General features: G+C 58.2%; 20 protein-coding genes and 2 pseudogenes. 15 read left to right on the top strand and 7 right to left on the bottom strand.

Translation table 11 applies throughout. The features are described from left to right. Positions 1 to 44 precede the first annotated feature (44 nt). Positions 45 to 734 carry a helix-turn-helix domain-containing protein gene (locus tag EAF64_RS13755; protein ID WP_129069573.1) on the bottom strand — a complete coding sequence of 230 codons (690 nt, stop codon included), beginning with the start codon at positions 732 to 734 and terminating at the stop codon, positions 45 to 47. A 9-nt stretch (positions 735 to 743) separates the two neighbouring features. Beyond that, complete coding sequence (locus EAF64_RS13750) at positions 744 to 2,315, bottom strand: AMP-binding protein (RefSeq protein ID WP_129069572.1); 1,572 nt, start codon at positions 2,313 to 2,315, stop codon at positions 744 to 746. 183 nt (positions 2,316 to 2,498) lie between these two features. Here EAF64_RS13750 and EAF64_RS13745 point away from each other — a divergent pair. The 7 genes and pseudogenes from EAF64_RS13745 to EAF64_RS13715 all read left to right on the top strand — a co-directional run bounded on the left by EAF64_RS13745 (position 2,499) and on the right by EAF64_RS13715 (position 6,828). Continuing rightward, a pseudogene (locus EAF64_RS13745) lies at positions 2,499 to 3,330 on the top strand (IS5 family transposase). Between the two features lie 36 nt (positions 3,331 to 3,366). After that, complete coding sequence (locus EAF64_RS13740; RefSeq protein ID WP_129069571.1) at positions 3,367 to 3,714, top strand: hypothetical protein; 348 nt, start codon at positions 3,367 to 3,369, stop codon at positions 3,712 to 3,714. Positions 3,715 to 4,039: 325 nt separating this feature from the next. Next, positions 4,040 to 4,690, top strand: a complete 651-nt coding sequence (locus EAF64_RS13735; protein ID WP_227738974.1) for a PD-(D/E)XK nuclease family protein — start codon at positions 4,040 to 4,042, stop codon at positions 4,688 to 4,690. Between the two features lie 92 nt (positions 4,691 to 4,782). After that, positions 4,783 to 5,745, top strand: a complete 963-nt coding sequence (locus tag EAF64_RS13730) for an ImmA/IrrE family metallo-endopeptidase (RefSeq protein ID WP_129069569.1) — start codon at positions 4,783 to 4,785, stop codon at positions 5,743 to 5,745. A gap of 122 nt (positions 5,746 to 5,867) precedes the next feature. Further along, on the top strand, positions 5,868 to 6,113 hold the full coding sequence (locus tag EAF64_RS13725; RefSeq protein ID WP_129069568.1) for an antitoxin VapB family protein: 246 nt from the start codon (positions 5,868 to 5,870) through the stop codon (positions 6,111 to 6,113). Further along, on the top strand, positions 6,110 to 6,505 hold the full coding sequence (locus EAF64_RS13720; protein ID WP_129069567.1) for a PIN domain-containing protein: 396 nt from the start codon (positions 6,110 to 6,112) through the stop codon (positions 6,503 to 6,505). Before EAF64_RS13725 ends, EAF64_RS13720 begins: the two co-directional genes overlap by 4 nt. A 98-nt stretch (positions 6,506 to 6,603) precedes the next feature. Further along, the gene (locus tag EAF64_RS13715) at positions 6,604 to 6,828 is read left to right on the top strand and encodes a hypothetical protein (RefSeq protein WP_227738973.1); all 225 of its coding nucleotides are present in this window, start codon (positions 6,604 to 6,606) and stop codon (positions 6,826 to 6,828) included. 284 nt (positions 6,829 to 7,112) lie between these two features. Here EAF64_RS13715 and EAF64_RS13710 read toward each other — a convergent pair whose 3' ends face one another. Next, entirely contained in the window at positions 7,113 to 8,531 is a 1,419-nt protein-coding gene (locus EAF64_RS13710) for a transposase (RefSeq protein ID WP_129069566.1), read from the bottom strand. An 84-nt stretch (positions 8,532 to 8,615) separates the two neighbouring features. Between EAF64_RS13710 and EAF64_RS13705 the strand changes: the two genes are divergently transcribed. After that, the gene (locus EAF64_RS13705; protein WP_129069565.1) at positions 8,616 to 8,846 is read left to right on the top strand and encodes a transcriptional regulator; all 231 of its coding nucleotides are present in this window, start codon (positions 8,616 to 8,618) and stop codon (positions 8,844 to 8,846) included. Positions 8,847 to 8,950: 104 nt separating this feature from the next. Then, positions 8,951 to 9,787: a DUF6610 family protein gene (locus EAF64_RS13700; protein WP_227739011.1), complete on the top strand. Its 837-nt coding sequence runs from the start codon at positions 8,951 to 8,953 to the stop codon at positions 9,785 to 9,787. 235 nt (positions 9,788 to 10,022) lie between these two features. Here EAF64_RS13700 and EAF64_RS13695 read toward each other — a convergent pair whose 3' ends face one another. The 3 genes from EAF64_RS13695 to EAF64_RS13685 all read right to left on the bottom strand — a co-directional run bounded on the left by EAF64_RS13695 (position 10,023) and on the right by EAF64_RS13685 (position 15,229). Further along, positions 10,023 to 12,467, bottom strand: coding sequence for a bacterio-opsin activator domain-containing protein (locus EAF64_RS13695; protein WP_129069564.1), 2,445 nt, complete (start codon positions 12,465 to 12,467; stop codon positions 10,023 to 10,025). Between the two features lie 172 nt (positions 12,468 to 12,639). Continuing rightward, positions 12,640 to 13,389: a DICT sensory domain-containing protein gene (locus tag EAF64_RS13690; protein ID WP_227738972.1), complete on the bottom strand. Its 750-nt coding sequence runs from the start codon at positions 13,387 to 13,389 to the stop codon at positions 12,640 to 12,642. Between the two features lie 79 nt (positions 13,390 to 13,468). Then, positions 13,469 to 15,229, bottom strand: a complete 1,761-nt coding sequence (locus tag EAF64_RS13685; RefSeq protein ID WP_129069563.1) for a globin-coupled sensor protein — start codon at positions 15,227 to 15,229, stop codon at positions 13,469 to 13,471. 212 nt (positions 15,230 to 15,441) lie between these two features. Here EAF64_RS13685 and EAF64_RS13680 point away from each other — a divergent pair, with 212 nt between their 5' ends. From EAF64_RS13680 to EAF64_RS13660, 5 genes and pseudogenes are all read left to right on the top strand, one after another. Further along, a complete protein-coding gene (locus EAF64_RS13680; protein WP_129069562.1) occupies positions 15,442 to 17,664 on the top strand; it encodes a HAMP domain-containing methyl-accepting chemotaxis protein in 2,223 nt (740 codons plus the stop codon). A 114-nt stretch (positions 17,665 to 17,778) separates the two neighbouring features. Continuing rightward, positions 17,779 to 17,920, top strand: a pseudogene (locus tag EAF64_RS21750) (sensor histidine kinase); the annotation flags it as partial. A 90-nt stretch (positions 17,921 to 18,010) separates the two neighbouring features. Next, the gene (locus EAF64_RS13670; protein WP_227738971.1) at positions 18,011 to 19,528 is read left to right on the top strand and encodes an ATPase domain-containing protein; all 1,518 of its coding nucleotides are present in this window, start codon (positions 18,011 to 18,013) and stop codon (positions 19,526 to 19,528) included. Further along, complete coding sequence (locus tag EAF64_RS13665; protein WP_129069561.1) at positions 19,525 to 21,747, top strand: PAS domain S-box protein; 2,223 nt, start codon at positions 19,525 to 19,527, stop codon at positions 21,745 to 21,747. Before EAF64_RS13670 ends, EAF64_RS13665 begins: the two co-directional genes overlap by 4 nt. Positions 21,748 to 21,750: 3 nt before the next feature. Then, on the top strand, positions 21,751 to 23,172 hold the full coding sequence (locus EAF64_RS13660) for a PAS domain S-box protein (RefSeq protein ID WP_129069560.1): 1,422 nt from the start codon (positions 21,751 to 21,753) through the stop codon (positions 23,170 to 23,172). Between the two features lie 188 nt (positions 23,173 to 23,360). Here EAF64_RS13660 and EAF64_RS13655 read toward each other — a convergent pair whose 3' ends face one another. Next, on the bottom strand, positions 23,361 to 24,614 hold the full coding sequence (locus EAF64_RS13655; RefSeq protein WP_129069559.1) for an RNA-guided endonuclease InsQ/TnpB family protein: 1,254 nt from the start codon (positions 24,612 to 24,614) through the stop codon (positions 23,361 to 23,363). Positions 24,615 to 24,858: 244 nt separating this feature from the next. Here EAF64_RS13655 and sufB point away from each other — a divergent pair. Further along, positions 24,859 to 25,675 (top strand): Fe-S cluster assembly protein SufB (gene sufB, locus EAF64_RS13650; RefSeq protein WP_129069558.1); only part of this gene is annotated, 817 nt, incomplete at its 3' end.

Here is a 25,675-nt window from a genome sequence, read left to right as displayed (position 1 = left end):
AACCCCGCCGATTAATATCGCTAATTTAAGATGGGTGTAGTGAACTATTTTTCTCCGAACAGGATCTCGAATAGTGTATACTGTGCGTTGCGTAATGCTTCGCTCAACGTGGATTGACTCGTCCCGAGAATGCTCGCCAATTCTTTCGCCGTCACTGCTTGCGGGACATCAAAGTATCCGTTTCGGTAGGCCTCAGCTAGTAGTTCAAGTTGCGATTCGCTCACCTCCCCACGGACAGCGTGTTTTAATTGATTCGTCCCAAGCGGTGTCCCCGTCCAAGCCTTCTGTGAGGTGCTCAATAATTCGAAGTTGCGGTAACTGGCTTCGAGGTGTTCAGCGACGCGCTTCAGATGTTCCCAGTCCTCAACGGAGGTCGTGACAGTCAACTGTCCATCTACCAGTCGAATTCGGTGGGGAATGCTTTTAACTTCGGTAACCTCCGAGACGACGAAGGGGTCCGGTTCCTCCATGAGTGCCAGAATATAATACGTCAAATCGCTCTCCTCGGCCGGTGAGAGGGCGACCAGTTCGGTCACGACACCATCCGAGAGGTGGCCTCGAATACTCCCCACTGGTAGGTCGGTCGTTACCGTTAGATGCTGGTACCACTGACCGTCGCCCGCATATATGGCGTTGTCCAATTCGACCGAGTCGCTATCAGTGGCTGATTGAATAACCTCCAATTCTGTGGTTGGTTCCACACGGAACTCAACGCGGAGTCTGGACGATACCATCGCCGAAAGTCACCAATACGGCTCTTTCAGCAGTCGTTTATCGATTTTTCCGTATGCTGTCTCTGGGAGCTTTCCTACCGTGTCTAGTGATTCAATTACTATCCGCTCCGAAAGCTGTTCGCCACAGTATTCCTGTAGCTCTTCGAGAGTGATTTCCGCGTCACCCTCCGGAACGATGACCGCTTTGATGGACTGTTCTACGGTCAGGTCGTGCATTCGGACTCTCTCATGTGCTGATTCTGGAATACCGATAACGGCGACTTGATGAACGTCTGGATGTCGCTGAATCACATCTTCCACTTCTGTCGAATACACCGGCTCCCCGCCAGCGATGATTATGTCTTGTTTCCGGTCGAGAAGGACCAGTCGTCCTTCGTCGTCGATACGGCCGATGTCACCCGTTTTGATCCAGCCATCGCTGTCATGGGTTGATGTTCCATCTAAATACTCCCCGACCGCGTACGGAGCTTTGATACCAACCTCACCAATATTGTCGTCGAAATCCAATTCGTCGGAAAATAACCTGACCTCCACGAGAGTCGCTGGAAATCCGGCTGATTTCAGTGACTCTTCATCCTCTGGGCGGTGGTGTGCTTTCGGAAGAATCGTTGCGATGTTCGGTACTTCTGCCAATCCGTAGAACTGGATGAAGATGTCTCCGAATACCTCTAGTCCCTCCTTGAGGCGGGACGGTGTAATCGGGGCAGAACCATACACGAGCGTTTGGAGTGACTCAACGTCAGTCTCCTCTACCGACGGGGATTCGAGGAGGTCTGAAATCATCGTCGGAATGAGGTACGTCCACGTAATCGATTCGTCCTCAATGAGTTGTAGTAACGATTCGCTGTCGACTCGCTCTCGCAGGACAACCGTTGCACCGTTTACGAGTCCAGCGAGAGCGAAACGTCCCGCTGAGTGCCCGAGTGGCGTAACCAACAACTGCCGGTCGTTGGGGCGTAGTTCAACTTCCTGAATATGCGCATAGATGTTCAGTAACACCGAATAGTGTGTGTGCAGTGTCCCCTTTGGCTGCCCAGTCGTCCCACCGGTGTAGTGGATGGCTGCAGCATCCTCGGGGTCGACCGTGACAGCTGGTGGATCAGCATCGGCTTTCAATAACAGCTCTTCAAACCCGTGAAACCCGATTGGCAGGTCCGCTTTGTCTTTGATACCGATTATATCAAGAGACTTGAAATTGGTCTGCTGGATTTCTTTTGCGAGGTCGAACATCGTTGGCCCGACGACGAGAGTTCGAACGTTCGCACCCGCTAGAATGGACTCGAAAGAGTGTTTGTCGATAGCGCTATTTAATGGTACAACAACGATTCCTGCTCGTGCTGCTGCGATCTGTGTGACAATGAATTCAGAGCGATTCTCCATCAGGATGCCAACCGAATCCTGACTTTCAAGCCCGAGCGACCGGAAGATGTTGGCGAGCTTTGCTGTGCGCTCGTCCAAATCTGTATACGTTAATTCCGTGTTATCCGTTCTGATCGCTGTCTTCGCTCCATGCGAATGAGCAAGCGTATCAAACGCCGAGACTAGTGTCATCGGTTCGGCTGCCGGGCCATGGTTCGTCATTCGCGGGCTCAATGTTGCATGGTAACACACATATATATTTTTGATATCTAGTCTTACATTTCTCAGGGGAATTCGGGGACTCGGCCACGAGTTTGGACATACCTTCTGTCTGCTCTGTTGAATCGAGTGGTGGCAGTCGGATAGCGTTGCTCTGAAGGCGGAAGCGAAGCGGAGAGAGGAAATATGCCTAAACTCCTCTTCTGCTTCGTTAAGCAAGCGGCATCGCTGGCTCAAAAGCGCTGTGCTGCCAGCCCCACGGCGGTGGTGAGCGACCCGACTGACAATGGATTTGCCGGTTGAAAGCATCTCACACTGCACTTTTTGCGCATTCATATAGACGCGAGTTACCGCGAACTCGTCGACTGGGCGAGTGAGATGGAATGTCTCCGCGCTCTCTTGCAGTTGTCCCGCTGGGGATTCCCGGCACCCTCGACACTGTGTCGGTCGTTTGATCGGGTGCCAACCCGTCTCTGGCGGCAACTGCTCGACCGGGCAGCAGCCCAGTGCGATCCTGGTGATCACAGCGCCCTGGATGCCACATTTTCAACCGGGAAGCGGCATCCAGTCGCTACTTAAACCGCTCGAATCGCGACATATAGACGTTGAAAACGACGGGCTGGTTGATACAGACTCGTGAGCCATTCTGGACATTCACGTGTCGGCACACTGGCCCCACGATACACAGGTGGGCCGTCGAGTGGCACTGCGCAAAACCGACAACGTAGAGAGTCTCGCCGGAGACGAAGGTTACGACGACCAATCACTGCGGGACGCCCTCCGGCCTGAGCGCGTCCGGCCACTAATCAAACACCGACTGTTCGCGCACTATGATCACGCACATAACGCACGGTTGGACAGCGAGACTTACGGGCAGCGCTGAATGGCCAAAACCGCGTTCTCGGCCATCAAACACCGGCACGGGTCCGCTGTCAGAGCTCGCGCTTGGTATCGCGAATTTCATGAACTGGTGCTGACCGCCGCCGTCTACAACCTCGAACAAGCCATCAAAGACTGATCGCTACGCTTTCCCTGGATTAAACAAGGCAGTCCGATGTATACATACGGCGGTGACGAGTTTGAGTTTGCCTTCGGCGAGGCCGAATCCGGATTCCCGAGTATCGATCCGGATTCCGAGACAGACATCTACATCTTCGTGCTCGTGTCGACACCGGAACGAGAATCACCGATTCCCACGGACACGTCGGAGACCGACAACTGGGTGAGCACCCACGAACACACGGGGAACTACATGGCGTTGATTCTCGGGTGGATGTTTGCTCACTCGATTCAGGGCGAAGCGATCGGCAACCTGACGGATAGGAGTGGAAATTTCACTCGTCTTCACACCCGAGATATGTATGAGGTCTTCATGCGGACCAGTGTAAATCCTGAATTTTGAAGTTGTACCAGCAACAGTACGACTCTTTTTAGTGGCTGACCTGGCCCGCCAATTATACGTGTGATGATAGGACGATCAAGAAAATTTCGCAACGTCTCTTTGAAAATCTCGCGTGATCTATTCAGCACGCAGCGCTTGTCAGAGACTAGATAGGGCGCTGACCAGGACGATACATCATTCACCTGTACTAAACGGTTCGCAGATGCTCTCCCAGAGGTTTGTGCCCCCTGATGGGTGGGGGAATCCTCCCCCAAGAGAGCATATGTCGAACGAGAATTCTGACACTGACACCGACCGCGCAGTCGCACAACCGACCCCAGATCCAGTGGACTGGGAAGCTCAGATCGGGCAGACGATCCGTGACACTGCCGAGCAGGACAGCCACGTCGAACGGGACGCCGTTACGTTCCATCCCTCGCAGTTGGCCAAGTGCAAGCGCCAGGCAACGCTCGCCAAACTCGGCCTGAAGGACTTCGACACGGATACCCTCGGGACTTTCCGAGCGGGAACACTCGTCCACGAGTGGCTTCAGTCAGAACTGGCCGATCAGTTCCCCAACTGTGAGTTCGAACGCGAGATCCAAGAGACCTACACCAATCCAGTCAACGGCGAAGAGATCCGCGTGACTGGCCGCGCCGACCTGTGGAACCCCGAGCAGGGCATTGTGTACGACTTCAAAACCCGGGGTGGGTGGTACAATTTCAACCCGCCGACCGACCGGCATCTGGATCAACTAACGCTATACATGGACGCGCTGGACGCTGAGGCGGGTCAAATTGTCTACGTCAATCGCAAGAACCTCGAAATCCGTCCGTGGCCTGCAGATACGACGTATCCCTTCGATGCCGACCGGCGGGCGAAACTCCTGCAGAAAGCTCGCAAGATCCGCGATGGGATCCGCGAAGCGGGCGAGATCACCAGCAAGGCTGATGTGCCCTTCGAGGATTGTGGCTGCTGGCTCTGTGGGCAGGAGTAGTCCAAATCCACCTCACAGCCTCTCCTCGGTGTGTTTGTTTCCCCAGGTGGGGTGAGGGAGCATTCCATCGAGAGTGCTTCCGAACCAGACTAATGTCGACAACACACTCCGAGGAGACCGACGACACGACTGAGCAGAAACCGACCGTCGCGTTCGACGAGTCCGACTCGCGAGCCGATGATATGCGCGAGCGCCTGGATAGCTGGGTCGAGGACCTTGCCGACTTGACCGACGAAGCCCTCGCCAGCGAGCAGTTCCAGGAGTGGCTGGACGTCCAGAGCAAGTTCCACGACTACTCCCATCGCAATACGCTCCTGATCAAGTTGCAGTGCCCCGAGGCGACGACGGTCGCCGGCTACTGGACGTGGCAAAACGAGTTCGACCGTCACGTCACGGAAGGCGAGAGCGCGATCTGGATCTGGGCACCGATCATCACCAATCAGTGTCCCAAATGCGAGAATGCGCCGTCGTACCACGACAACATCGACTGTGACTACGACGAGACGGACCCGGACAACTGGCCAGAGGGGCTGGTCGGATTCAAGCCGACCTCCGTCTTCGACGTAAGCCAGACCGAGGGCGAGCCGCTCCCCGAACTCGATGCCGAGGCCCATGGTGACCCCGACGGCCTGGTCGACGCGCTGATCGACGCCGGCGAGGAGCTTGGGTTCGAGGTGGACATCGTCGCCCCCGACCAGTGGAAGCACGGGTCGAGTAAGGGCATCTGCAAGCGGCGCAGTCCCGTGACAATGCACCCGGTCATCGAAGTTCAGGACCGGGACAACAGTGCCGACCTCGCGCGGACACTGATCCACGAAATCGCACACGCGATCCTCCACTTCGAGCCGGACGAGGACGACGAAGAAGCGAAGATCGAAGTCGAAGCCGAGGCCGTCGCCTACGTCGTCTGTCGGCACTTCGGCCTCGATGCAGCAAACTCCCGGTTCTACCTCGCTGCGTGGGATGGGGACGCACCAGAAACTGTCCACGACCGGCTCAGCCGGATCTCGAACACCGCGCAGGAAGTCATTGAAACCGTTGAGACCGCTGATTAGGACCTGTTAAGAGGATCAAAAACTCGGCTTCGAAGTCCAGGGGTCGATTTCGCCGGGTGACTGTTCCTCGACAACCCTTCCACGGCGAAACATCTAACTCCCGCTGTCAACGACGTATTAGCATGAGCCATCAGGTCCGCCTCGAAGATGATGTCTACGAGCGGATTAAGAACCAGAAACAGGAGGATGAGACGTTCAGCGAGGCCATTGAACGACTGACGAGTGAGTGGACGCTACTGGACTTTGCGGATGGAGAGCCTGTTGTGGATGCAGAAACGCATCGGGACGCACTGGAACAGTCTGAGAGCAAGGGCATCGCCGATTCCAAAGCGCGACTGGAGCGGATGGGAATCGATGATAACGAATGATCTTGGACACAGAGTTTCTGATTGAGTTAGATAACCAAAATCAAGACGCGATAGAGAAGGCTGCTGCGTTGGAAAAGGCAGATGTCCCACTCAGGGTGCCGACGATCGTTATTCAAGAACTGTACGTTGGCGTCGGTGCAGGCTCTAAGTCATTTGAGAACGCTAGAAAGTACGAGGCGCTGATGGCGAACAAGCCAGTCGTCGACGTGGACGGGAAGATTGCACGACAAGCTGGCGCGCTGGAGGGCCAGCATATCATCAGTGACAGCAAGCCCGAACTCGGGCCTGGAGATGCACTCGTAGCCGCAACCGGACTGCAGTACAACGAACCAGTCGTTACCAGTGACAGAGATTACACTCACGTCGATGGGCTCGCAGTAGAACTGTTCTAGCGCACAATCTCAAGCAGCAGGTATCGGCGTATATCGGCGACCTTCCGTTCCTGTGGGCGGATGTCCCCGGCGAACCGGGTCCCGATGCAGACCGAGCGGTGATCGAGCAGAACCTAATCGCGCTCGTCAGCCACTACCGTCGGACTGCCGGCCCTTCTGATCTTGACTGGCTCGGATACCACTCGGAGAAGTCCGAGGTGTACCAGTCCGGCCTTTGGAACGTCCGGCACGTCTCGGACCTCTTCGACCCGACGGCGGTCGACCTGCTCAACGACCACGTCTCGTCGACGGCGCCGCTGGACCACCAGACTGGTCTGCGTTAACCAACATTCAGAGGGAGAGTGGCGCTTTTTCCGCGTATTCTCCCGGCCTGTTGGTTAAGACACGGGACGAGGGTCCCGCACCAAGGTTTGTGCTGCCCCCGACCAGCTGGGCGCACACTTCAGTGCGGCCGTGGTCCAGATGTCCTCCGAGGCACGAGCTTCCTGGTCAGCAACGACCATCGACGAGGCACAGCGCGCCGACTGGATTGGATTCCTCCACCGAGCGCCGTTCTTGACTTCCTCCCACCCCTGAAGGGGTGGGATTCCCCCGTGGGTGATTCCCGTTAGCGGGACACCCCGGAGGCAAGATTCCCCTTACGGGTACTCCGGTTTGCGGGCTCCTCTTTGGTCGAGTGACCACGGCGTCGCCACTCGTGATCATCCCACTCAAGGCGGGGCACCTCACGGTGTCTCCACTCGGGGCCGTTCTGCCCAGAGTCCGCAGGCCGAGCCATCGGCCTTCCCGTGTTGAACTCAACATTGCCATCCACCACCTCAGAGAGGAAGTTCTCGCTCCCCACCACATCACTATGCCCTTCAAATCCGCATCCACCGCACTGGAACACGTCTCCATTCCGTCCAACACTTTCCTCTTCACCACACTGCGGACACCGCGACGACGTGCTGGCTTCCGACTCCTCCTCAACGTTGATCCCGCATTCGCCATCCAACACCTCGTGCATCCGGCGGCGGAAGCGGCCGTGCGCCCAAAACAAGTCCGTCTTCTCGTTCACAACCGCTGACCAGTGCTCCTCGCGCACGTCGTCCAGCTTGCCGACGTACACTTCCCCGACACCCCACTCCTCGAAAAGGCGGGCGAGGTATCTGATGAGGGCGTCTTGAGCGTGGTCGCGCTGCCGCCGACGCCGGTCGTACAACTTCTCGATCAACCGACTCGAGTGTTCGCCGTCTGGAAGTTGGGATTGCAATTCCGCGATGCGTTCCGTGATGCGGTGGAAGCGGTCGAAGAGGGGACGGGCGTCGAACACGGCTTGATGACCGTTGGTGGTGGTGACGGCGACGAAGTTGTTGGCACCGACGTCCACGGCGGCCACCACGTCCTCGTCGCCGGACGCAGCGGCCCGTGTTGTGTCGTGGCGGAAGGTAACGGGTTGGTGTGCTGTGAACGATTCGGTGCTGCGGTCGTACACCAGTTCCAAGCGACCACCGTGCCCCTCGTACTGCGGGTTGCCGCGGATGGGGACGCGGAGACGCTGGTTGAATGGGATGCCGTATTTTTCTTTTAATTCGCTGCCGAGTGCGAGTTCGATCCGCGAATGTTCACCCCACTCTACCGTGTAGGCGTCGTTGCGGACGACGGTTTTCAACACCCGCTGGCCGCCGTCTTTACAGTAGCCGGGCGGGCTGGGCCTGTCTTCTCGGTCGCCATCGTGGTAGTCGTCGAGCTGGGTGAAGAAGCCGTCCCACGTTTCGTCGCACTTGTCGAGTAGTTTGTCGGTGATGGCGCGGCCGAGCGTGGGTTGGAAGCGATCGCGTATCTCAGTTTTGGTGATGGCGTTCCAGACGTCGTTCCGCGTCTGTTCGTCGTCGAAGTATGCTTGGCGACGGTGGTAGGTGACGATGTTGACGAGGGCGGCCGCGGGGTCGAGGAGTTCGATGAGGCACACCCGCTTCCAGTTTTCCTTGGGTTGGAGTTGGAAGGTGTTGGTGCGCGTGCGTTCTTCCTCGGTTTGGGCCGCCATCGTCGTGTTATGTTGTACGTGTATTGGAAGTATAAATGCTGTGGACGGGCGGTGTTTTAGATATGGGGATGCGTAGGATGAGGTATGGCTGAGGATGGTATGGGGCGGCCGCGAGACGTGACCTGTAAAGAAGTGTTGGCGGCGTTTGACGAAGTGGAGAAGCCGGTGGCGAACGCACCATTGCTGGCGGACGAGCTGGATGTGGGGAAGCAATCAGTCTTGCGGCGGTTGCGTGAGTTGGAAGAGCGGGGTGACGTAGAGCGGTGGAAGGTTGGTGGCCGTGCTGTCGTGTGGTGGCCAGTGGACGGGGAGTAGCTGACGTGGGAATCACGGGCCGGGCGTCAGGATGGTGAATGGTTTCCCTGTGCCTATCGCTTAGACCCACCCCTGAAGGGGTGGGCTTCCGTTAGCACCGTGTCATCGATGCTTTCGCCCTCGGTTTCTCAGTCGGGATCCGCGAGGACTACACCTACCAGCAAACGCCCCGAAACGTCGATGTCCCAGTCCAGATTCTCGACAACGACTTCCGGGACCCCGACATTGATCGGTACCTGCGCCGGTTCCAGCAGTTAGAGCCCAACGTCGCGATGCTCGGCGATGCATACACTCGGGACGAAGGGCGCGAATACAGCCGGACGGCCCGAGAGCTGAAAGCCTCGTTTCCCGACGTCGAGATCATTATCGTTCCGAAGTGCCGCGAGGCGGTTCCCGCTATCGACGAGGATCTGATCCTCGGGTACCCGATGGGGTACTCTGACAAGACCGCCGACGAGTATACGAACATCGTCGACTGGCGCGGTCGGCGCGTCCATCTGCTGGGTGCGAGTCCGCCGAAACAGTACCAGACGATTCAAGAACTCACGCAACCGCGTGTGACCGGCGAGGAACCGGCGGATATCGTCGGTGTGGACTGGAACGGGATCCACCTCGCCGCACTAAAGGGTGAGTTCTTCCACCCGAACGGCTACCGGTCAGCAGACCACCTCTCGATCCGGGAGACAGTCAAGCGGAGTCTCGAACAGATCCGTCGCTACTGGCGCTCGGTCGGCGTCTGGCCAGACCAGACTACCGGCTCCAGCCCGCTGGCAACCGAGCCGCTAGATCCCGTCTGGGCCGTCGACGGCTCGCACGCTGACGGACGTGCTCTCGAGGACGCCATCGTCGTCGAGTACGAGGATGGCCCGGCGCTGGCCTATCGCGACGAACACGAGCGGGCCCGAATCGAGTACCGAGAGGGCCTGACGCCGGCACCGTAATCCCGTTCAGCACTCTTGCTGAATATAGAGCATGTATCCAGCAGATGGTGCATCACCCATCGGCGTTTTTACGAGGTCGAATTTGAATCCCTCCGCATCTACAGATGACAGCCACTCATAGAGAGTCAGACAGCGAATGGGCCGACCGACACCGACAAGCACTGACCATCCGTCACTCCCACGAGGATGTCCTGGACGACCGTGAGTTCGAACAATTCCGACAGAGTGTCGGTGGTTATCGGTTTATTCGGTCGAATAGCCGTTCAAAAAGCGTCTGCTGCGCATTTCGGAGATGATAGGAGAACGTCGACTGGGTCAGTGAGAGCGCGTCGGCGATCTCGGTTGCCGTACTTTGTCGCGGTGACTGGAAGTACCCCCCGTACATCGCAGCTCGCAGGACCTGTTGTTGACGGTCCGTGAGTTCGGTTTCGAAGATATCACACAGCACCCGCCCGACTGCGTGTGCATCAGTCTTCGCGGCCGGAGTGTATTCACGCTTTGAGACCAACGTCGTTTCCGGGAACGACTCCTGCACACGTGCCACAAGCGACCCGATATCGGTTCCGAGCGGTACTTCGCAAACGACTTCGGCCCGGCCGTCAGTTACTGTGTCCGTCGTGACGACTGCACCCTCTGTGACCAGTGTCTGTGCTAGGGACCGCCGGCGCAGCCCGATTTCGAGTTCTCCGCCAGGCGAATCCTCCGTCTGCCGGATCTGTCGCAACTGGGCGGCCCGGTCCGTGTCCTCCGCGAGATCACTGAGGGCATCCACCGACGCACCCTGAACGGACGCATAGTGGACGAGCATCTCGTCCGAGGCCGGAATCGTGTCCCTGATCTCGATCGTACAGTCTAGTTGTTCAGAAGTGGAGACAAAAAACGACGCCGAGTCAGTACTCTCGAAGGTGAGCTCGGCCATTTTGTCGGCGTGGAGAATGCGCTCTGTCTCGAGTGAGTGAAGGACCTGCCCAACCCGCTCACCGAACGTCGTCAGGAGTGTCTGCTCGCGGCCCCCGAACGCCTCTCCACGGTGTGTGTACAGGACGAGTAGACCGTAGACACGACCTCTGTGCTGAAGCGGAACGATAGCGCCACCCTGGAACCCGTGGTCCAGTGTGTCCGCTCGCCACCGCGCAAACCGTGAGTCGGATTGGGTCCTCGTAACCACCTGTATCTCGCCTGTTTCGACAGCGACCGCTGCCGGAGCGACCTCCGTCTGCGATTGTATCGGGAGAGGCACCGACTCGTCGGCAGCGACAGATCCCGCCCCTTCCTGGAGATCCGACTCGATCAGTTCTGTGTCCGGGGTGTGCTCACTGATCCGTGCGTACTGGTATTCCCGTGTGTCCGTCAGCAACTCACAGATTGCCTGTCTGGTCTCCTCGCCCGCGGTTGCGTTGTTGAGAATCTCGTCGGCCGGCTGGAACGTCTTGATGAGCTGTTCGAGACGTTTGGGGACGGTGACGTCTTCCAGCGCGACGATGATCTGCTCGATAGACCCGTCCTCGCGCTTGACGGGAGCGACGTTGCTCGACAGCCACCGTTCGGAGCCGTCCGGGAGTGTGATTCCGTGAGTGAACCCCTGGATGGTCTCGCCGGTTTCAAAGACACGCGTGATCGGATGGTCCTCACGCGTGATCGGGTTGCCCGCCTCGTCCCAGATGTCCCAGTCGGGGTGGGTGTACCCCTTTTCATCCATCTTGTGTCTGGACAGGCCAAGTAACTCTTCGGCACGGGAGTTTGTGCGAGTGATATCCCCCTCGGCGTTCAGGAGGATGATTCCAACGGGAATCGTTTCCAGAACGTGATCCAGTTCCCGTTCGGCTACTTTCGAGTCGGTGATGGGGGAGAAGACGATGACGACGCCGTCGTCGCTCGGGTGGACTCTGGCTTCGACCCACTGCTCTTTTTCGGCATTATATCGCTCGAAGGATGTCAATGACTGCGTATCGAGAGCCGTCTGGATTTTCTCTTCGGCGATGGTGTCAACCGCTTCGGGGAAAACGTCCCAGACGTATTCACCGCGTAGTTCCTCGCTGTCTTGACCGAGAAGCTGTTCGGCCTCCTGGTTCACGTATGCGTAGGAGAGGTCGCTGTCGAGTACGGCAACGCCATCGGACACGCGCTTCAGACTGTCTATCTCCCAACGGGTGATTGCTGATTTGACGAGTGTGACGACCGCCTCGGCCAGTTCCCGCTCGGTTCCGGTCCACGCCCGCTGGCCCGTGCTGGGTTGCTGGTCCGTGCAGACGACTGTTATCGAGACAGATGTTCCGATGCGTGTGTAGGCCTTCGCTGTCAGGGTGTCTGTAGTCTGATGGAATCCATCAGTTTCGAACACATCGTCTCCCACCCGGATCCTGGCCTCAATCGTTGGCGAACGCCGGAACCACTGTGGGAGTTCGGAGACGTACGTCCGAATACTGTCGTCAATATCGTCGGGCAGGCCAGTAAAGAGTTCACGCGCCCGTTTGAGCGCGTCGAGTGCGTTCGTTCGCTCCTGATGTCTCTCGGCATTCTCTCCGAGCTCGCTGTTTTCGTCTACTACTTCGGCCCGTTCTGACGTGCGCTCTTCAGTCTCGAAAATATCACGCCACGTAACAAAATCGGCTTCGACAGCGTCGGCGCGATTCGACTGCGTTTCCTCGCCATCTCTATCCTGCCGATTCCGTTCGCCCATTTCACATCACGGTCTTTTACCCAGATATAAATAACATATTACTGATTTCATATTTTTAGAATGGTGGTGATATTTCTTCCAACCAGATATTCATTAGTTTTTTGTATAGAGATTGGCATTCGGTATGCACTCTCGCATGTGAACTTTAGACGGGAGATGTCAGGTCGTCGGTTCAGGAGTCGTAGGTCTGATTCAGGTGAGCGAGCAGGTGATCAACGAATCCCGGATCGTACGTCAAGATTCCGTAAAATCCGATGTCGTCGCTTTCGCGGGCAACTAAAGCAGTCTTCTGCGTATCGTCGCCACCGCCGTTAAAAACGACAAACCACGTTTCGGCAATCTCGGCCGTCGAAACTGCATGAACGTGCCCGGAACCGAAATCCGGTGGCGTAGCGTCGGGGACGCCGTAGGCGTGTACAGCGACCCCTCGACGAGCGAGATCGGTGTAGACGGATCGTTGTTCCGCCATGACCGAGCACTGCTGAAACCCCGCGTGAATCGTACCCTGGCCGACCCGACGGGCACGGTCCTCGATTTCCCGGGACCCGTATAGCAACTGTTCCGTATCGTACGACGTGAAGGAGGTCTCCTTGAGATGACGGAGGATGTCCTCGTATTTCCCGTCGGCAATACCGAACTGGCCGACTCCTGTCGGCGCGTCTTTGAGTAACTCCTGGAGGCTCGCGACGTCGACGAGGGCGAGCACTTCGGTCGCGTTGCTGAGGACTGCGACGCCTTCCGGTTTCCCAGATGCCGTTCGGTCGACGGTAATTCGCACGTTCAATGTCTCGAAATACGCCCTGAGTTCCTCGTCTATCCGCTCTGTCGGGCCAACGTTGAACAAACGGAGTTCCTTCTCGCGGTGTCTGATGTACTCGATACTATCACGGAGGTCCATCGACGCATCCGAACGTGAATCCATTCAGTATTACTCCCTCGTTTCTATCTCCGGCGTCTGTTGTCGCTATCGGCACGACCCGTTCTCGGCTGGAAGCCCCTCATCACAGCAGGTCTGTCGCATCATGGTTCCCGATAGCCACCTCTCGCAGTTGCTCCTCGGAGAGCGTTTCGATCACGAAGTCCGGCATGTCCTCGGGGAGGTCGTCTGGAATCGATACCGCGTCGGGATTGGTCGTGGTGACGGTATCACGCCCGCCGTCCGTCGCGGAGCGTTCACCGGACAGGCGCATTACTGACTCCTCGACTTCGGAGACCATCGCCGCCTGTTCCTCGTTCGCCGCAGCCAGACTCTCGATCTCTTCTGCGACGCGGTCGGTCCGATCGACCACCTCGTCGACCATCGACGCGATCTCTTCGGCAGCAGCAGCCTGATCGTCGGTCGCGTCTGCGACCTCGCTGATTCCGTTCGCTGTTTCGGTGACAGCTTCGACGATTTCAGTCAGACTGTCCATAGCGTCCTGAACCTGCTCGATGCCCCGATCAACCTGCTCGGTGGTGTCAGCGAGATTGGCCGCCGTCTCCTCGGCATCGGTCTGAATCTCATCGACCATCGTCTCGATATCACTGGCGTGTGTCTGTGACTCCTTCGCGAGTGACTTGATTTCGTCTGCGACGACGGCAAATCCTTCACCCGCTTTCCCGGCACGGGCGGCCTCGATCGATGCGTTCAGCGCGAGGATGTTCGTCTGTTCGGCGATGCCGTCAATCGCATCGACGAACTCGTCTATCTGCTGGACACGGTTCCGTAACGAGGTGACATCGTCCGCCACTTCGTTTACAGCGTCGCCAATATCGTCCATGACCCCAACAGCAGTGTCGGCGGCTTCCTTGCCGTCTTCGGCGAGGGTTTCGGACCGGTCGCTCGCACTTTCGACCTGATCGGCTGTCGAGGCGACCTCCTCGATTGTCGCCGAGAGGTTCGCTACCTCAGACGAAATCTCGTCCACCCGTTCGGACTGTTGCGTCGCTGCGTCACTGATTGCAGTGGCGCTCTCGGCGACATCCTCGGCGCTCGTCTGGAGGTCACTCACCGGTTGCTTCACATCTTCTTCGACGTCGGCCATCAGTCGTTCGTTGCGCTCGATCTCCTCCTCAAGTTGCTGGCTGTATGAGTGGATGTAGGTGTCGGTGACGACCTGCATGTCGAGATTGATGATTCGGAGAATCGCGAGGATATCCTGTACGGCGTCGTCGACCTCCGTTTCGACCGCTGTTTCGATCGCGCGACGCGAGAGATCAGGTCCGGGATTCAGCGCGTCCTCTCCCCCGCCAGAGGCAGGTTCGGTCCCACCGTCTGCGACAGCGTCGGTCAGGCGCTCTGTGAGTGATTCGACGAGGCGGTCGCCCACCAGCGGGAGAATGAGATCGTAGTAGACGCCATACTGGCCGAGGTAGTGTTTCATCGGCATATCCAGTATATCGTGGAGTTTGCCGATACGGGCCCGGTCCCGGAAGTAGTCCGTGCCGTACTCGCCATCGGCAAGCGTCACGAGATACGCCGATTGCGTCCGCTTGAGTTGCTCGACGTTCTTGGGCGACCGCCCGATAACCTCGACTGTCTCTTCGTGGTCGGTCAGGTTGTCGTAGAAGTCCTCGGCCACCTGGTCGGCGTTGTCCGCGAAGTCATCTCGATACGTCCGAAGACGACGGACATCGTCGTCGGTGAAACCGACGAAATCCTTCCGCCACCGGATTTCGGACCTATCCAGGCCGATCTCGCCAACAAGCGAGTCCGCGTCCAGCTGATCGTTGAGGCCGCCACGTCCAAAATCGTCTCGGCCGTACTGCGGCGAATCGGACATAGACGTGTGTGGATCGAACGCGAGCATAAGTCCCGCCTCTAGATACCGGCACACTACCAGGAGCACGACTCAGTCGGTGTTCTCCAATGCAACCTCTAGGAACGCTTCGGACGGAGAAGTTGCCGATCGAGACGATGGTTGGTTCTCAGCCGTGATACTCATCCTGTTATCTAGAGTCACTAATTATTGGGTTGGTCGTGAGAGTGTGTGGCATGCTGGAGAAGGTGAAAATCGATCGGTTCGACTTGCGGCCGAAACTCATCCTGGCGTTCGTGCTCGTAGCGTTGCTGGTCGGTGTGACAGGATTGGTCGGGTACCAGGCCGTGGGCGCCGTCGATGGCGAAGCCCACGTCATCTCCGAGGACGCTGATGACATCGACGCGTCCATGGAGATGCTGGTCGCCGTCGAGGAACAACAGATAGCGGTTCAAGCGGCGCTGCTCGACGAGGACGGGGCCAGAGCCGACTTCGAGGAGGCCAATTCCCACTTCGAAGAGTGGGCACAGCAGCTGGATGAAAGCGACCTGAGCGAGGAAGAACAACAGGCCTTCGCCGACTTGCAGTCCAGACACCAGGAGTACACGGCCGTCGCCCAGGAGGTGTTCGACGCAGCAGAAGCCGGTGAGACGGAGCGTGCCAGACAGCAAATGGCAGAACTGGACCCGATACTGACGGACATGCGCGAGGACGCACACACGCTCGAAGAGCTCGCTGTCGAGGACAAAGAAGCAGCAGTCGCGTCGGCAGACAGCACCACAGCGACGGTCCAGTGGTTACTTCTCGGACTGACTCTCGTGTCGTTCGTTCTCGCGATTGCCGTCGGCCTGTTCGTGGCCGGACGGATCATCCCGCCGATCACCAAGTTGGAGGAGACTGCACAGGCTGTCAGTGACGGCGACCTCGACAACGATCTCGACGACCACGTCGAAGACGACGAACTCGGCCGGATGATCGAGGCGTTCAGTGAGATGCAGTCGAACCTTCGAGGCGTGTTCTCGCAGATCGGAACCGCCAGCCGTGGCCTACGACAGGGCGATCTCGGCTGGGAGTTCGAGGCGGACTATCCGGGCCAGTACGGGGAGACTGTCGCCGATCTCGAAGCGGGTGCGGACGAACTCGCCGGGAGTTTCGAGGAGATCCGGGGTGTGAGTGACGACCTCCAGCAGGGCGTCATCGATCAAAATATCGACACCGACCGACCCGGGCAGTACGGCGACGTGCTGGAAGATCTTGCGACCGGGACCACCCAGTTGTCGGAGAGTTTCACACAGATCACAACTGCGAGCCGGAAGCTGAAGGACGGACAACTCGATCAGGACATCGACACGGACTACCCGGGAACGTTTGGATCCACACTGAGTGACTTCGAAGACGGAATCGACCAACTGAATACGAGCGTCGAACGTGTCCAGTCCATCGCGGACGATGTCGCAACCTCGAGCGAAGAAGTGACGAGCAGTTCGGAGGAGATTGAACAGGCCAGCGAACAGGTTGCGGAATCAGTCGAAGAGATCTCACGCGGTGCGGACACGCAAAGCGAGAGCCTCCAGGAGGTGGCCAGCGAAATGAACGACATGTCCGCGACCGTCGAGGAGATTGCCTCCTCGGCTGAGGAGGTGGCTACAACTGCCAGCACGGCCGTCGAACGCGGCGAGACCGGCCGGCAGTACGCATCTGAGGCGACCGAGGAGATCCAGTCGATCGAAACTCGTGCCGAGGAGGCAGCCACGCAGGTCGAAACGCTCGACGAGAAAATGAATCAGATCGGTGAAATCGTCGAAATGATCAACGAGATCGCCGAGCAGACGAACATGCTGGCACTGAACGCGTCGATCGAGGCCGCTCGTGCCGGCGAAGCGGGCGAAGGATTTGGCGTCGTGGCAAACGAAATCAAATCGTTGGCAGAGGAAGCTGGCAAGGCAACTGCCGACATCGAGCAGCGCATCGACGAAGTCCAGGCAACCACGGGGGATACCGTCGAGGGGATGCAGCAGATGAGCGAGCAGGTGCAACGCGGGTCTGACACGATTGAGGACGCCATCGAGATGTTCGATGAGATCGCCAACGCCGTTCAGGAGGCCGAAAGCGGCATCCGGGAGATCAGCGAGGCGACCGACGACCAGGCGGCCTCCTCGGAGGAAGTGGTCTCGATGGTTGACGAGGTCTCCAGCGTCAGTCAGCAAACTGCGGCCGAGGCGAGCAACGTCTCTGCTGCGACCGAAGAACAGACCGCGTCCCTGTCCGAGGCCTCGGAGAACATCCAGCAACTGTCTGCGCTCGCTGAAGAACTGCACGATCAGGTGTCGGATTTCGACACCGAGTCAGGCTCCGGGCCTGGCATCGAGGCGACGCCGGAGTCGGCGGCCGCACCCGACGGCGGGCACCAAACATCCGAGACTGAGGGACGGATGCTAGATCGCGATGGAGAGGTGTGACTCCATGTCCTCACACCAGGTCCTCGCGTTCATTTGCGCAGGAACAGTACTGTATCGATATCGAATGCATCACCGAGGTCGTCAACCGTTCGAGGGGAGACGTGACCCCGATCTTTTCTAAAGGGGTACTCAACCGCTAACAATGGCACTGGAGTCGGTCTCACTTGTGGAGGCTCATGGCTGGGAAATCCGCGTGACCGACAGCGAGATGGACGGCGTACGCTTCGAGATTACCGGCGTCGAAACTACACACTGAGCGGGAATATTTTAGATTTCTTATATTTTTCCAGTTATCTAGACCGCCAGCTTATTTTGCCCAGGTCCCAGTCTCAAGACATGATATACGATGCCTGACGACACCAGCGACTCGATGTCCGAGGAGATCGAACTGGTAGCGTCAGGTGTCCCCGAACTGGACGAACTGCTCAGGGGAGGGTACATCCGGGGCCGTACGTACCTCGTCCAGGGCGCCTCGGGAACCGGGAAGTCGCTGCTCGGCCAGCACTTCCTGCGAGCAGGGCTCGATGCCGACGAGACAGTGGTCTACATCCACGGTGAAGAGTCCAGACACGACATTCTCGTCAACGCAGCACGACTCGATATCGACATTCGGGACGCCGAGTTTTTGGACATCGGGCCCGGGACGGACTTTTTCGCCGAGGACAAGTCGTACAACCTGGTCGAGGCGACCGAAGTCGAATCCGAGCAATTCACACAGGACATCAAACACGTAATCGAGGATGTCGACCCGGCCCGAATTCTCATCGACCCGATAACACAACTCCAGTACGTGGAGCGGGACCAATATCAGTACCGGAAGCGGTTGCAATCGCTCATCCGGTTTCTCCGGGACCGGCAGGTGACGACAGTCGCAACGCGAACACTCGACCGGGAACGGACTCGCGAGACCACCCACGACGACTTCGAATCGCTCAGCGACGGCGTCATCAACCTGTACCTCGACGAGCACGAGCGCCGGATCGCGGTCCCGAAGCACCGTGGCCTCGGACAGATCGACGGCACCCACGGACTCGAAATCCGCGAGCACGGGATCGAAGTCTACCCACAGAGCATCCCGAAACACGACAACCGAACGTTCGATCCGGAACTCGTATCCACCGGACACGAAGCCCTCGACGGGCTCCTCGGTGGCGGAATCGAACGCGGGACCGTCTCGTTTATCAGCGGTCCGACCGGCATCGGAAAATCCACCACCGGGGCACAGATACTGTCGGGCATCGTCCAGGACGGTGGGACAGCACTCGGCTACCTCTTCGAGGAATCTATCGACCAGTTCGCCCATCGCTCGGAAACCCTCGGACTGCCGATTTCGGAGATGCAAGCGGAGGGGGCACTATGGCTGACAGAGACAGAACCGCTCGTGCGTTCCGCCGAGGAGTTCGATCACCACGTCCTCGACCAGGTCGACGAGCACGCGCCGGACGCGGTGTTCATCGACGGGCTCTCGGGCTACAAGATCTCGCTCCAGGGCAACGAGCAGCGACTCGTTCGGCGGCTGCACGGTCTCACCCGGATCCTCAAGAATCGGGGGATCGCAGTCATCATCACGGACGAGGCGGACCGCCTCACCGGCATCCCGGAAGCTACGAGTACGAACACCAGCTACATCGCGGACAATATCGTGTTCCTCTCCTACGTGGAGGTTGACGGCGAACTGGACCGAGCGATCGGGGTTATAAAAAAGCGGCTCGGGGACTTCGACAGCCGGTTCCACCGGTTCGCTATCGAGTCCGGCGAGGGACTGGTTATCGAAGGACCGTTCGACGCCGTTCGGGGAATCATGCAGCGTCGTTCGACGTATCCCGTTCCGGACGAGTCCCACCGGACGACCGACCAATCATGACCGGTCAGTCGAGTCGCGAAATGAGTGAGAAACACACCATCCAGCTCCTCATACACGGGGACAACGACCGGCAAGCCCTCGAAGAATTTCTCGACGAGCGGTACGACGTCATCGCCGACGACACCCTCCAGCCCGTCGATTGTTACCTCGTTGGTGAACGGATGGTACCGACGTATCGAGACGCGTTACGGGAGCATAAAAACGAGGTCCATCCGACGTTCACTCCCGTACTGCTGATCCAACAGGAGGGGTCGAGGGGAACTGTCCCGCTGCCGTCCGAGCAGAACGGCGACGGGGCCCCACTCATCGACGAAGTGGTGGCTGCACCCGTCGACCGGACGACCCTGTTTCGTCGGGTCGGAAATTTGCTGGCCAGACGCGAGCAGTCGGTGGAGTTGTCCAAGCGCTACGAGGACGTCCAGATTCGCTTTCAGCGGCTGTTCGATTCGGCGAACGACGCGATCTTCGTGGTTGCGCCTTCTGTCGACGAGATCACCGAGTGTAATCCGGCGGCGTGTGACCTCGTGGGATACTCGCGTGACGAATTGCTCTCTGTCTCGCCGACGGAGACGATTCACGCCGATGATCGCGAGCGATTTCGGTCCTTTCTGGAAGACGTGCAGGAGACCGGACAGGGATCGACCGACGACCTCACGTGTCAAACAAAAAGGGGAGAAAAGCGACAGTTGGAGATGTCGGCTGCGACGCTCGAGGATTCCAAACAGTCACCGGTAATCCTCTCTGCACGCGACGTGACTGAACGGAAAGCGTACGAACGAGAACTCGAGCTGAAGTCTCAGGCGATGGACAAAGCACCCGTCGGGATCACAATCACCGACCCCGACCGGGAGGACAGCCCGATGATCTACGTCAACGAGGGATTCGAGGCGCTGACGGGGTATTCTGAGGAAGAGGCGCTCGGGCGGAACTGTCGGTTCCTTCAGGGAGGGGCGACGCGTGGTGAACCAGTCGCTGAAATGCGGACGGCGGTTGAAAACGACGAACCGGTGTCTGTGGAACTCCGGAATTACCGGAAGGACGGCAGCCAGTTCTGGAATCGCGTCAGTATCGCGCCGGTGAGAGACGACACTGGCACCGTCGTGAACTACGTCGGATTTCAGGAGGACGTTTCCGAGCGCAAAGAGCGCGAGATGGACCTCCAACTGTTCAAAAAAGCTGTCGAAAATGCAGGGCATGCAGTCTTCATCACTGACAGGGACGGGACTATCGAGTACGTGAATCCGAAATTCGAAGCCCGATCCGGCTATACTCGTGCGGAGGCCGTCGGTCAGACGCCTCGCATTATCAAGTCGGGGAAACAGGACGAGGAGTTCTACGATCGGATGTGGCAGACGATTCTCTCGGGCGAGCAGTGGAATGCGAACCTCATCAATCAGCGCAAAAACGGGGAGTTGTACCACGTCGACCAGACGATCTCGCCCATCGGGAACGACGACGGAGAAATCACACACTTCGTCACGATCGAAGCCGACGTGACGAATCGTCGGCTGCGAAAACAGCAACTCAACGTGCTCAATCGCGTCCTGCGCCACAACCTCAAGAACGGAATGACCGTCATTCGGGGTCGGGCCGACCTACTCCGTGAATCACTGAGCGACGACGAAGCCCGGGCGCACGTGAACGCGATCGAAGAACAAGTGAACGCCCTGGCGACGCTGAGTGACAAAGCTGGTACTGTACGCTCACTGTTCGAGAGGGACGTATCAGCCGAGACCGTCACTAACGTGACGGAGTTAGTTGGTGACGTCGTCACCACCTTTTCCGAGGAGCATCCGACCGCTTCATTCAATTTCAACGATCCCGATCCACTCTACGCTCGAGCGGATCGCCGGTTGCGACTGGTACTGGAGGAACTACTGGACAACGCTGTCATCCACAACGATAAACCGGTTCCCGAGGTGATGGTTACCGCCAGGCCATCCAGTGAAAGGCGGTCCGAAGAGTGGATCGACATCGAGATTATCGATAACGGACCGGGGATTCCAGCTCACGAACTGAAAACCATCAAACGGGGCGAGGAAACACCGCTCCAGCACGGTACTGGACTCGGGCTCTGGATCGTTCACTGGACTGTCTCGCTGTACGGGGGCGAAGTCACCTTCGTGGATGACACATCACGTGGAACAGGTATCGTAGTGAGTCTCCCTCGGATGTCCGCCGACGCATCCGTTCGGGGAACACCCGTCGAACACCGCTGACCAATGAAAGACACTGGGCCTTCGGAAACTCGGAACGAGAAGCAGACAGACCTGCATCGGACGCTGGTCGAAAAGTCGAACGACGTCGCCACGATCATCGACGGAGAGGGAACGATAACGTACGTGAGCCCCGCCGTCACACGAGTGCTCGGCTACGAGCCAGAGGAACTGGTCGGGAACACTGGCTACGAGTTCGTGCATCCGGACGACCGGGAACGAAACGCCGACGCGGTCGCAGCCGTTCTGGAGACCCCGGATGAACCCCGGACCGTCGAAGTCCGATTCAAACACGCCGACGGGTCGTGGTGCTGGATCGAGGCCACGATGCGGAACCGACTCGACGACGATGTCATCGACGGTATTCTCCTCAACAGTCGTGAGATTACCGAACGGAAAAACCGTGAACGCGAACTCCGCGAACTCGCTGGCGAGTACGAGACCCTCTTGGACAATGCAGAGGACGCGATATTTTTCATCGATGTCGACACTTCAGAGAACGATATCACGTTCGAGTTCGACCGGCTCAGTCCGGCATACGAGCGTCAAACCGGAATCACGACCGAAGAGGTCCGCGGAGAAACGCCTCGAAACGTGTTTGGTGAACAAGCGGGAGCAGAACTCGAGGCAAACTACCACCGGTGTGTCAAAGCTCGTGAGCCGATCTCGTATCAGGAAGAACTGCGAGTCAACGAGGAGGCACGCATCTGGCAGACGAACCTCGCACCGGTACTCACTGACGGCGACGTAACCCGTCTCGTGGGAATCACCCGAAACGTCACCGACCGTGTCGAACGGGAACGACAGCTTCGTAGTCAAAAGGAGCGGCTCGACGAGTTTGCGAGTGTCATCTCTCACGACCTCCGCAATCCGCTCAACGTCGCACAGGCCCGCGCAACACTCCTCGACGAACAACGGGAGAGCGAACATCTGGGGCCACTCGTACAGGCACTCGACCGGATGGAAGCAATCGTCATTGACACGTTGACACTCGCTCGACAGGGTGAGACGATAGACGAAACGGAGATGGTCAGTCTGACCGACCTCGTCGGGAAGTGCTGGGGAACGGTGGATACCGACGCGGCGACCCTCGAGATAGCTGACGAGATGACGTTCCAGGGCGATCGCGATCGGTTACGACACGTATTCGAGAATCTGTTCCGAAACGCTATCGAACACGGTGGCACGGACGTGACTGTTCGTGTCGGACGCGTCGATGAGGACACCATCTACGTCGAAGACGATGGGTCTGGGGTTCTCGCAGAGAGGCGCGAAGAGATTTTCGAGCCAGGCCATTCTTCGAAGAGTGGGGGCACCGGATTCGGACTAACCATCGTAAAACGGATAGTGGAGGCTCACGGGTGGACGGTGTCTGTGACAGACGGGCCCGATGGCGGGGCGCGGTTCGAGTTTGAGATTGCACCCTGAACAGACAGCGAGCAACGACTTCTGGTGACTACTATAGCGGGTTTCTGTTTTCTTGTTAAGCAGCGTCACCGTGTCGCCTGCTGTGACCATGGCACGAACGACCCGAACCCCATACCGGTTACATCTCCTTGCTGGTTTTTCGAAATTACACGACTCCATGCTGGAGCCCAGTTCGCGATACGGTTGAGCTACCCACCGCCAAAGCGGTGGGATTCAGCGTGGACTCCCGTTCTGGCCTCTGGCGAGGCAGGAGAATAGCCCCCGTTCACGTTCAGCGTCCCGCTGTTCAAGCGCACGCCCAAGGGTGCGCCTCCACCGGAGCCAGTTTGGTTCCGACGGAGATACCGTAACCCGATGTTCTTCGAAGCGTTGTAGTCGGCGTGGCTCTCGTACCCGCATCTTAGGCACTCGAAGTCTTCGTCCTCGCGGTTGTCTGGGTGCGTGAATCCACAGTGTGAGCAACGCCGTGACGTGTTCTCAGGGTCAACCTGCTCTACGGTGATGCCGTATTCTTCAGCCTTGTACTGGACGTACTCGTAGAGGCGGTTGAACGCCCACTTGTGGCCCCACGACGCGCCAGTCCGCTCGCGGATGTCGGTCAAATCCTCGAACGCAATCACAGAACACCCGTTCTCCCGGGCTTCTGCGACGAGTTCGTTACTGATGCGGTGAAGCACCAGCTGGAATCGGCCTTCCTCTTTCCGTTCAACGGATTGGATGTTCTCGTGCGCCCAGCGCGTCCCGCGCTGTTGGAGTGAGCCACGCCGCTTTTCGTACTCTCGTCGCCAGTGGTCGAACTCGTCGCCCGTCCAGAACGTGCCCGTCGAAGCGACGGCGAGGTTGTTCACGCCGAGGTCAACCCCGAGAACCGTTCCGTTCTCGGTGGCTGCCTTCTCCGACGTGTCGGACTCCACGTCCGTCTTGCAGTGGACGTGAAGTACCCAGTTGCCGTCTTGGTAGTGTAGTTCCGAACCCGTGGTTTCGTACTCGGTTGAAAACAGGTACTTGGAGTGCGGTGTCTCACTGTCCTCGTCGGGCAGTACGTAGTCGGCTTCAATCCTGCCGTCTGTGGTGGCGAGAGATACGTAGTCGTCGTGGAATGTGGCGGTTCGGTGGTCGTAGACGACGTGTGGACTGGTGAACGTCGGCTTCGACGCTGTCTTTCCGTTTTTCCACCGTTCAACCACGCTTTTGCAGGCTTCAGCGGCCTTGTTCCGAGCGGCTTGCACCAGTCCACCGTTGAAGCCGTCCGTTTTCTCGCGCACGTCGTCGTAGGTCTCGTCGTCAAGTGTGGTTTTGCTGGTGGTGACGTACTCGCCTTGGAAAGCGTGGTCTACGACGTACTGTGCTGACCAGAGGAACGTGTCTACAGTGTCTTCGAGGAGTGCGGCGTCGTCGCTGTCCACGTCGAGTGCAACGGGGACAGTACGCCGCACCTCCATATCTTATACGTAGCACTGGTGTTTCTTACACACTGGTGAGTCGGACGGCTACTGGAGCGTGGTTCGATTCCCGGTTGTCGGCTTCATCCCACGGCTACAGCCGTGGGTTTTCGCCTCGCACTTTTTATAACAATCGCTCGTAGTTTGATGGATATAGTTTGGATTAACGGAATTAACTAATTGTGGTTACTAAATTTGTTTTGGGTTACCTAGACTTTTTACCCAGCAGTCCCAACTCAAGTATATGAGTTCAGAGCAAGACCATCTCAAGGAAACCGATACGGAAGCCCGGTTCGAATTCAAGAAGGAGGAGAAATCCGCCTTCAAAGCCGAGAAGGGCCTCACGGAGGAGACCATCCGGGTCATTTCCGAGGACAAGGACGAACCGCAGTGGATGCTCGACCGGCGGCTCCGCGCACTCGAGCAGTTCAAGCAGATGCCGATGCCCGACGACTGGCCAGGCGCACCCGACCTGTCCGAGGTCGACGTCGACGAGATCGTCCCGTACATCCGCCCGGACATCGAGACACGTGGCGGCGCCGAAAACTGGGAGGACCTCCCCGACGAGATTCAGGACACATTCGACAAACTGGGCATTCCGGAAGCCGAGAAAAACGCCCTTTCGGGCGTGGGCGCCCAGTACGAGTCCGAAATCGTCTATCAGAACATGCAGGAGCGCTGGGAGGAGAAAGGCGTCATCTTCTGTGACATGGACAAGGCGGTCCAGGAGCACGAAGAGATCCTCAAAGAGTACTTCATGACCAAGGCCGTGCCGCCCAGCGACAACAAGTTCGCGGCGCTGCACGGCGCTATCTGGTCGGGCGGGTCGTTCGTCTACGTCCCCGAGGACACCACGGTCGACATGCCCGTTCAGGCGTACTTCCGGATGAACTCCGACGGGATGGGCCAGTTCGAGCACACGCTCATCATCGCCGAGGAGAACTCCGAAGTGCACTACATCGAGGGCTGTTCCGCGCCGAAGTACTCCGCGTTCAACCTCCACAGCGGCGGCGTCGAGGTGTTCGTCAAGGAGAACGCTCACGTCCAGTACTCGACGGTGC

The organism is Halorientalis pallida, from assembly GCF_004118325.1.
GTDB lineage: Archaea > Halobacteriota > Halobacteria > Halobacteriales > Haloarculaceae > Halorientalis > Halorientalis pallida.
The sequence above is the reverse complement of the archived record's forward strand: the minus strand, read 5'-3'. Positions and strand labels throughout refer to the sequence as shown.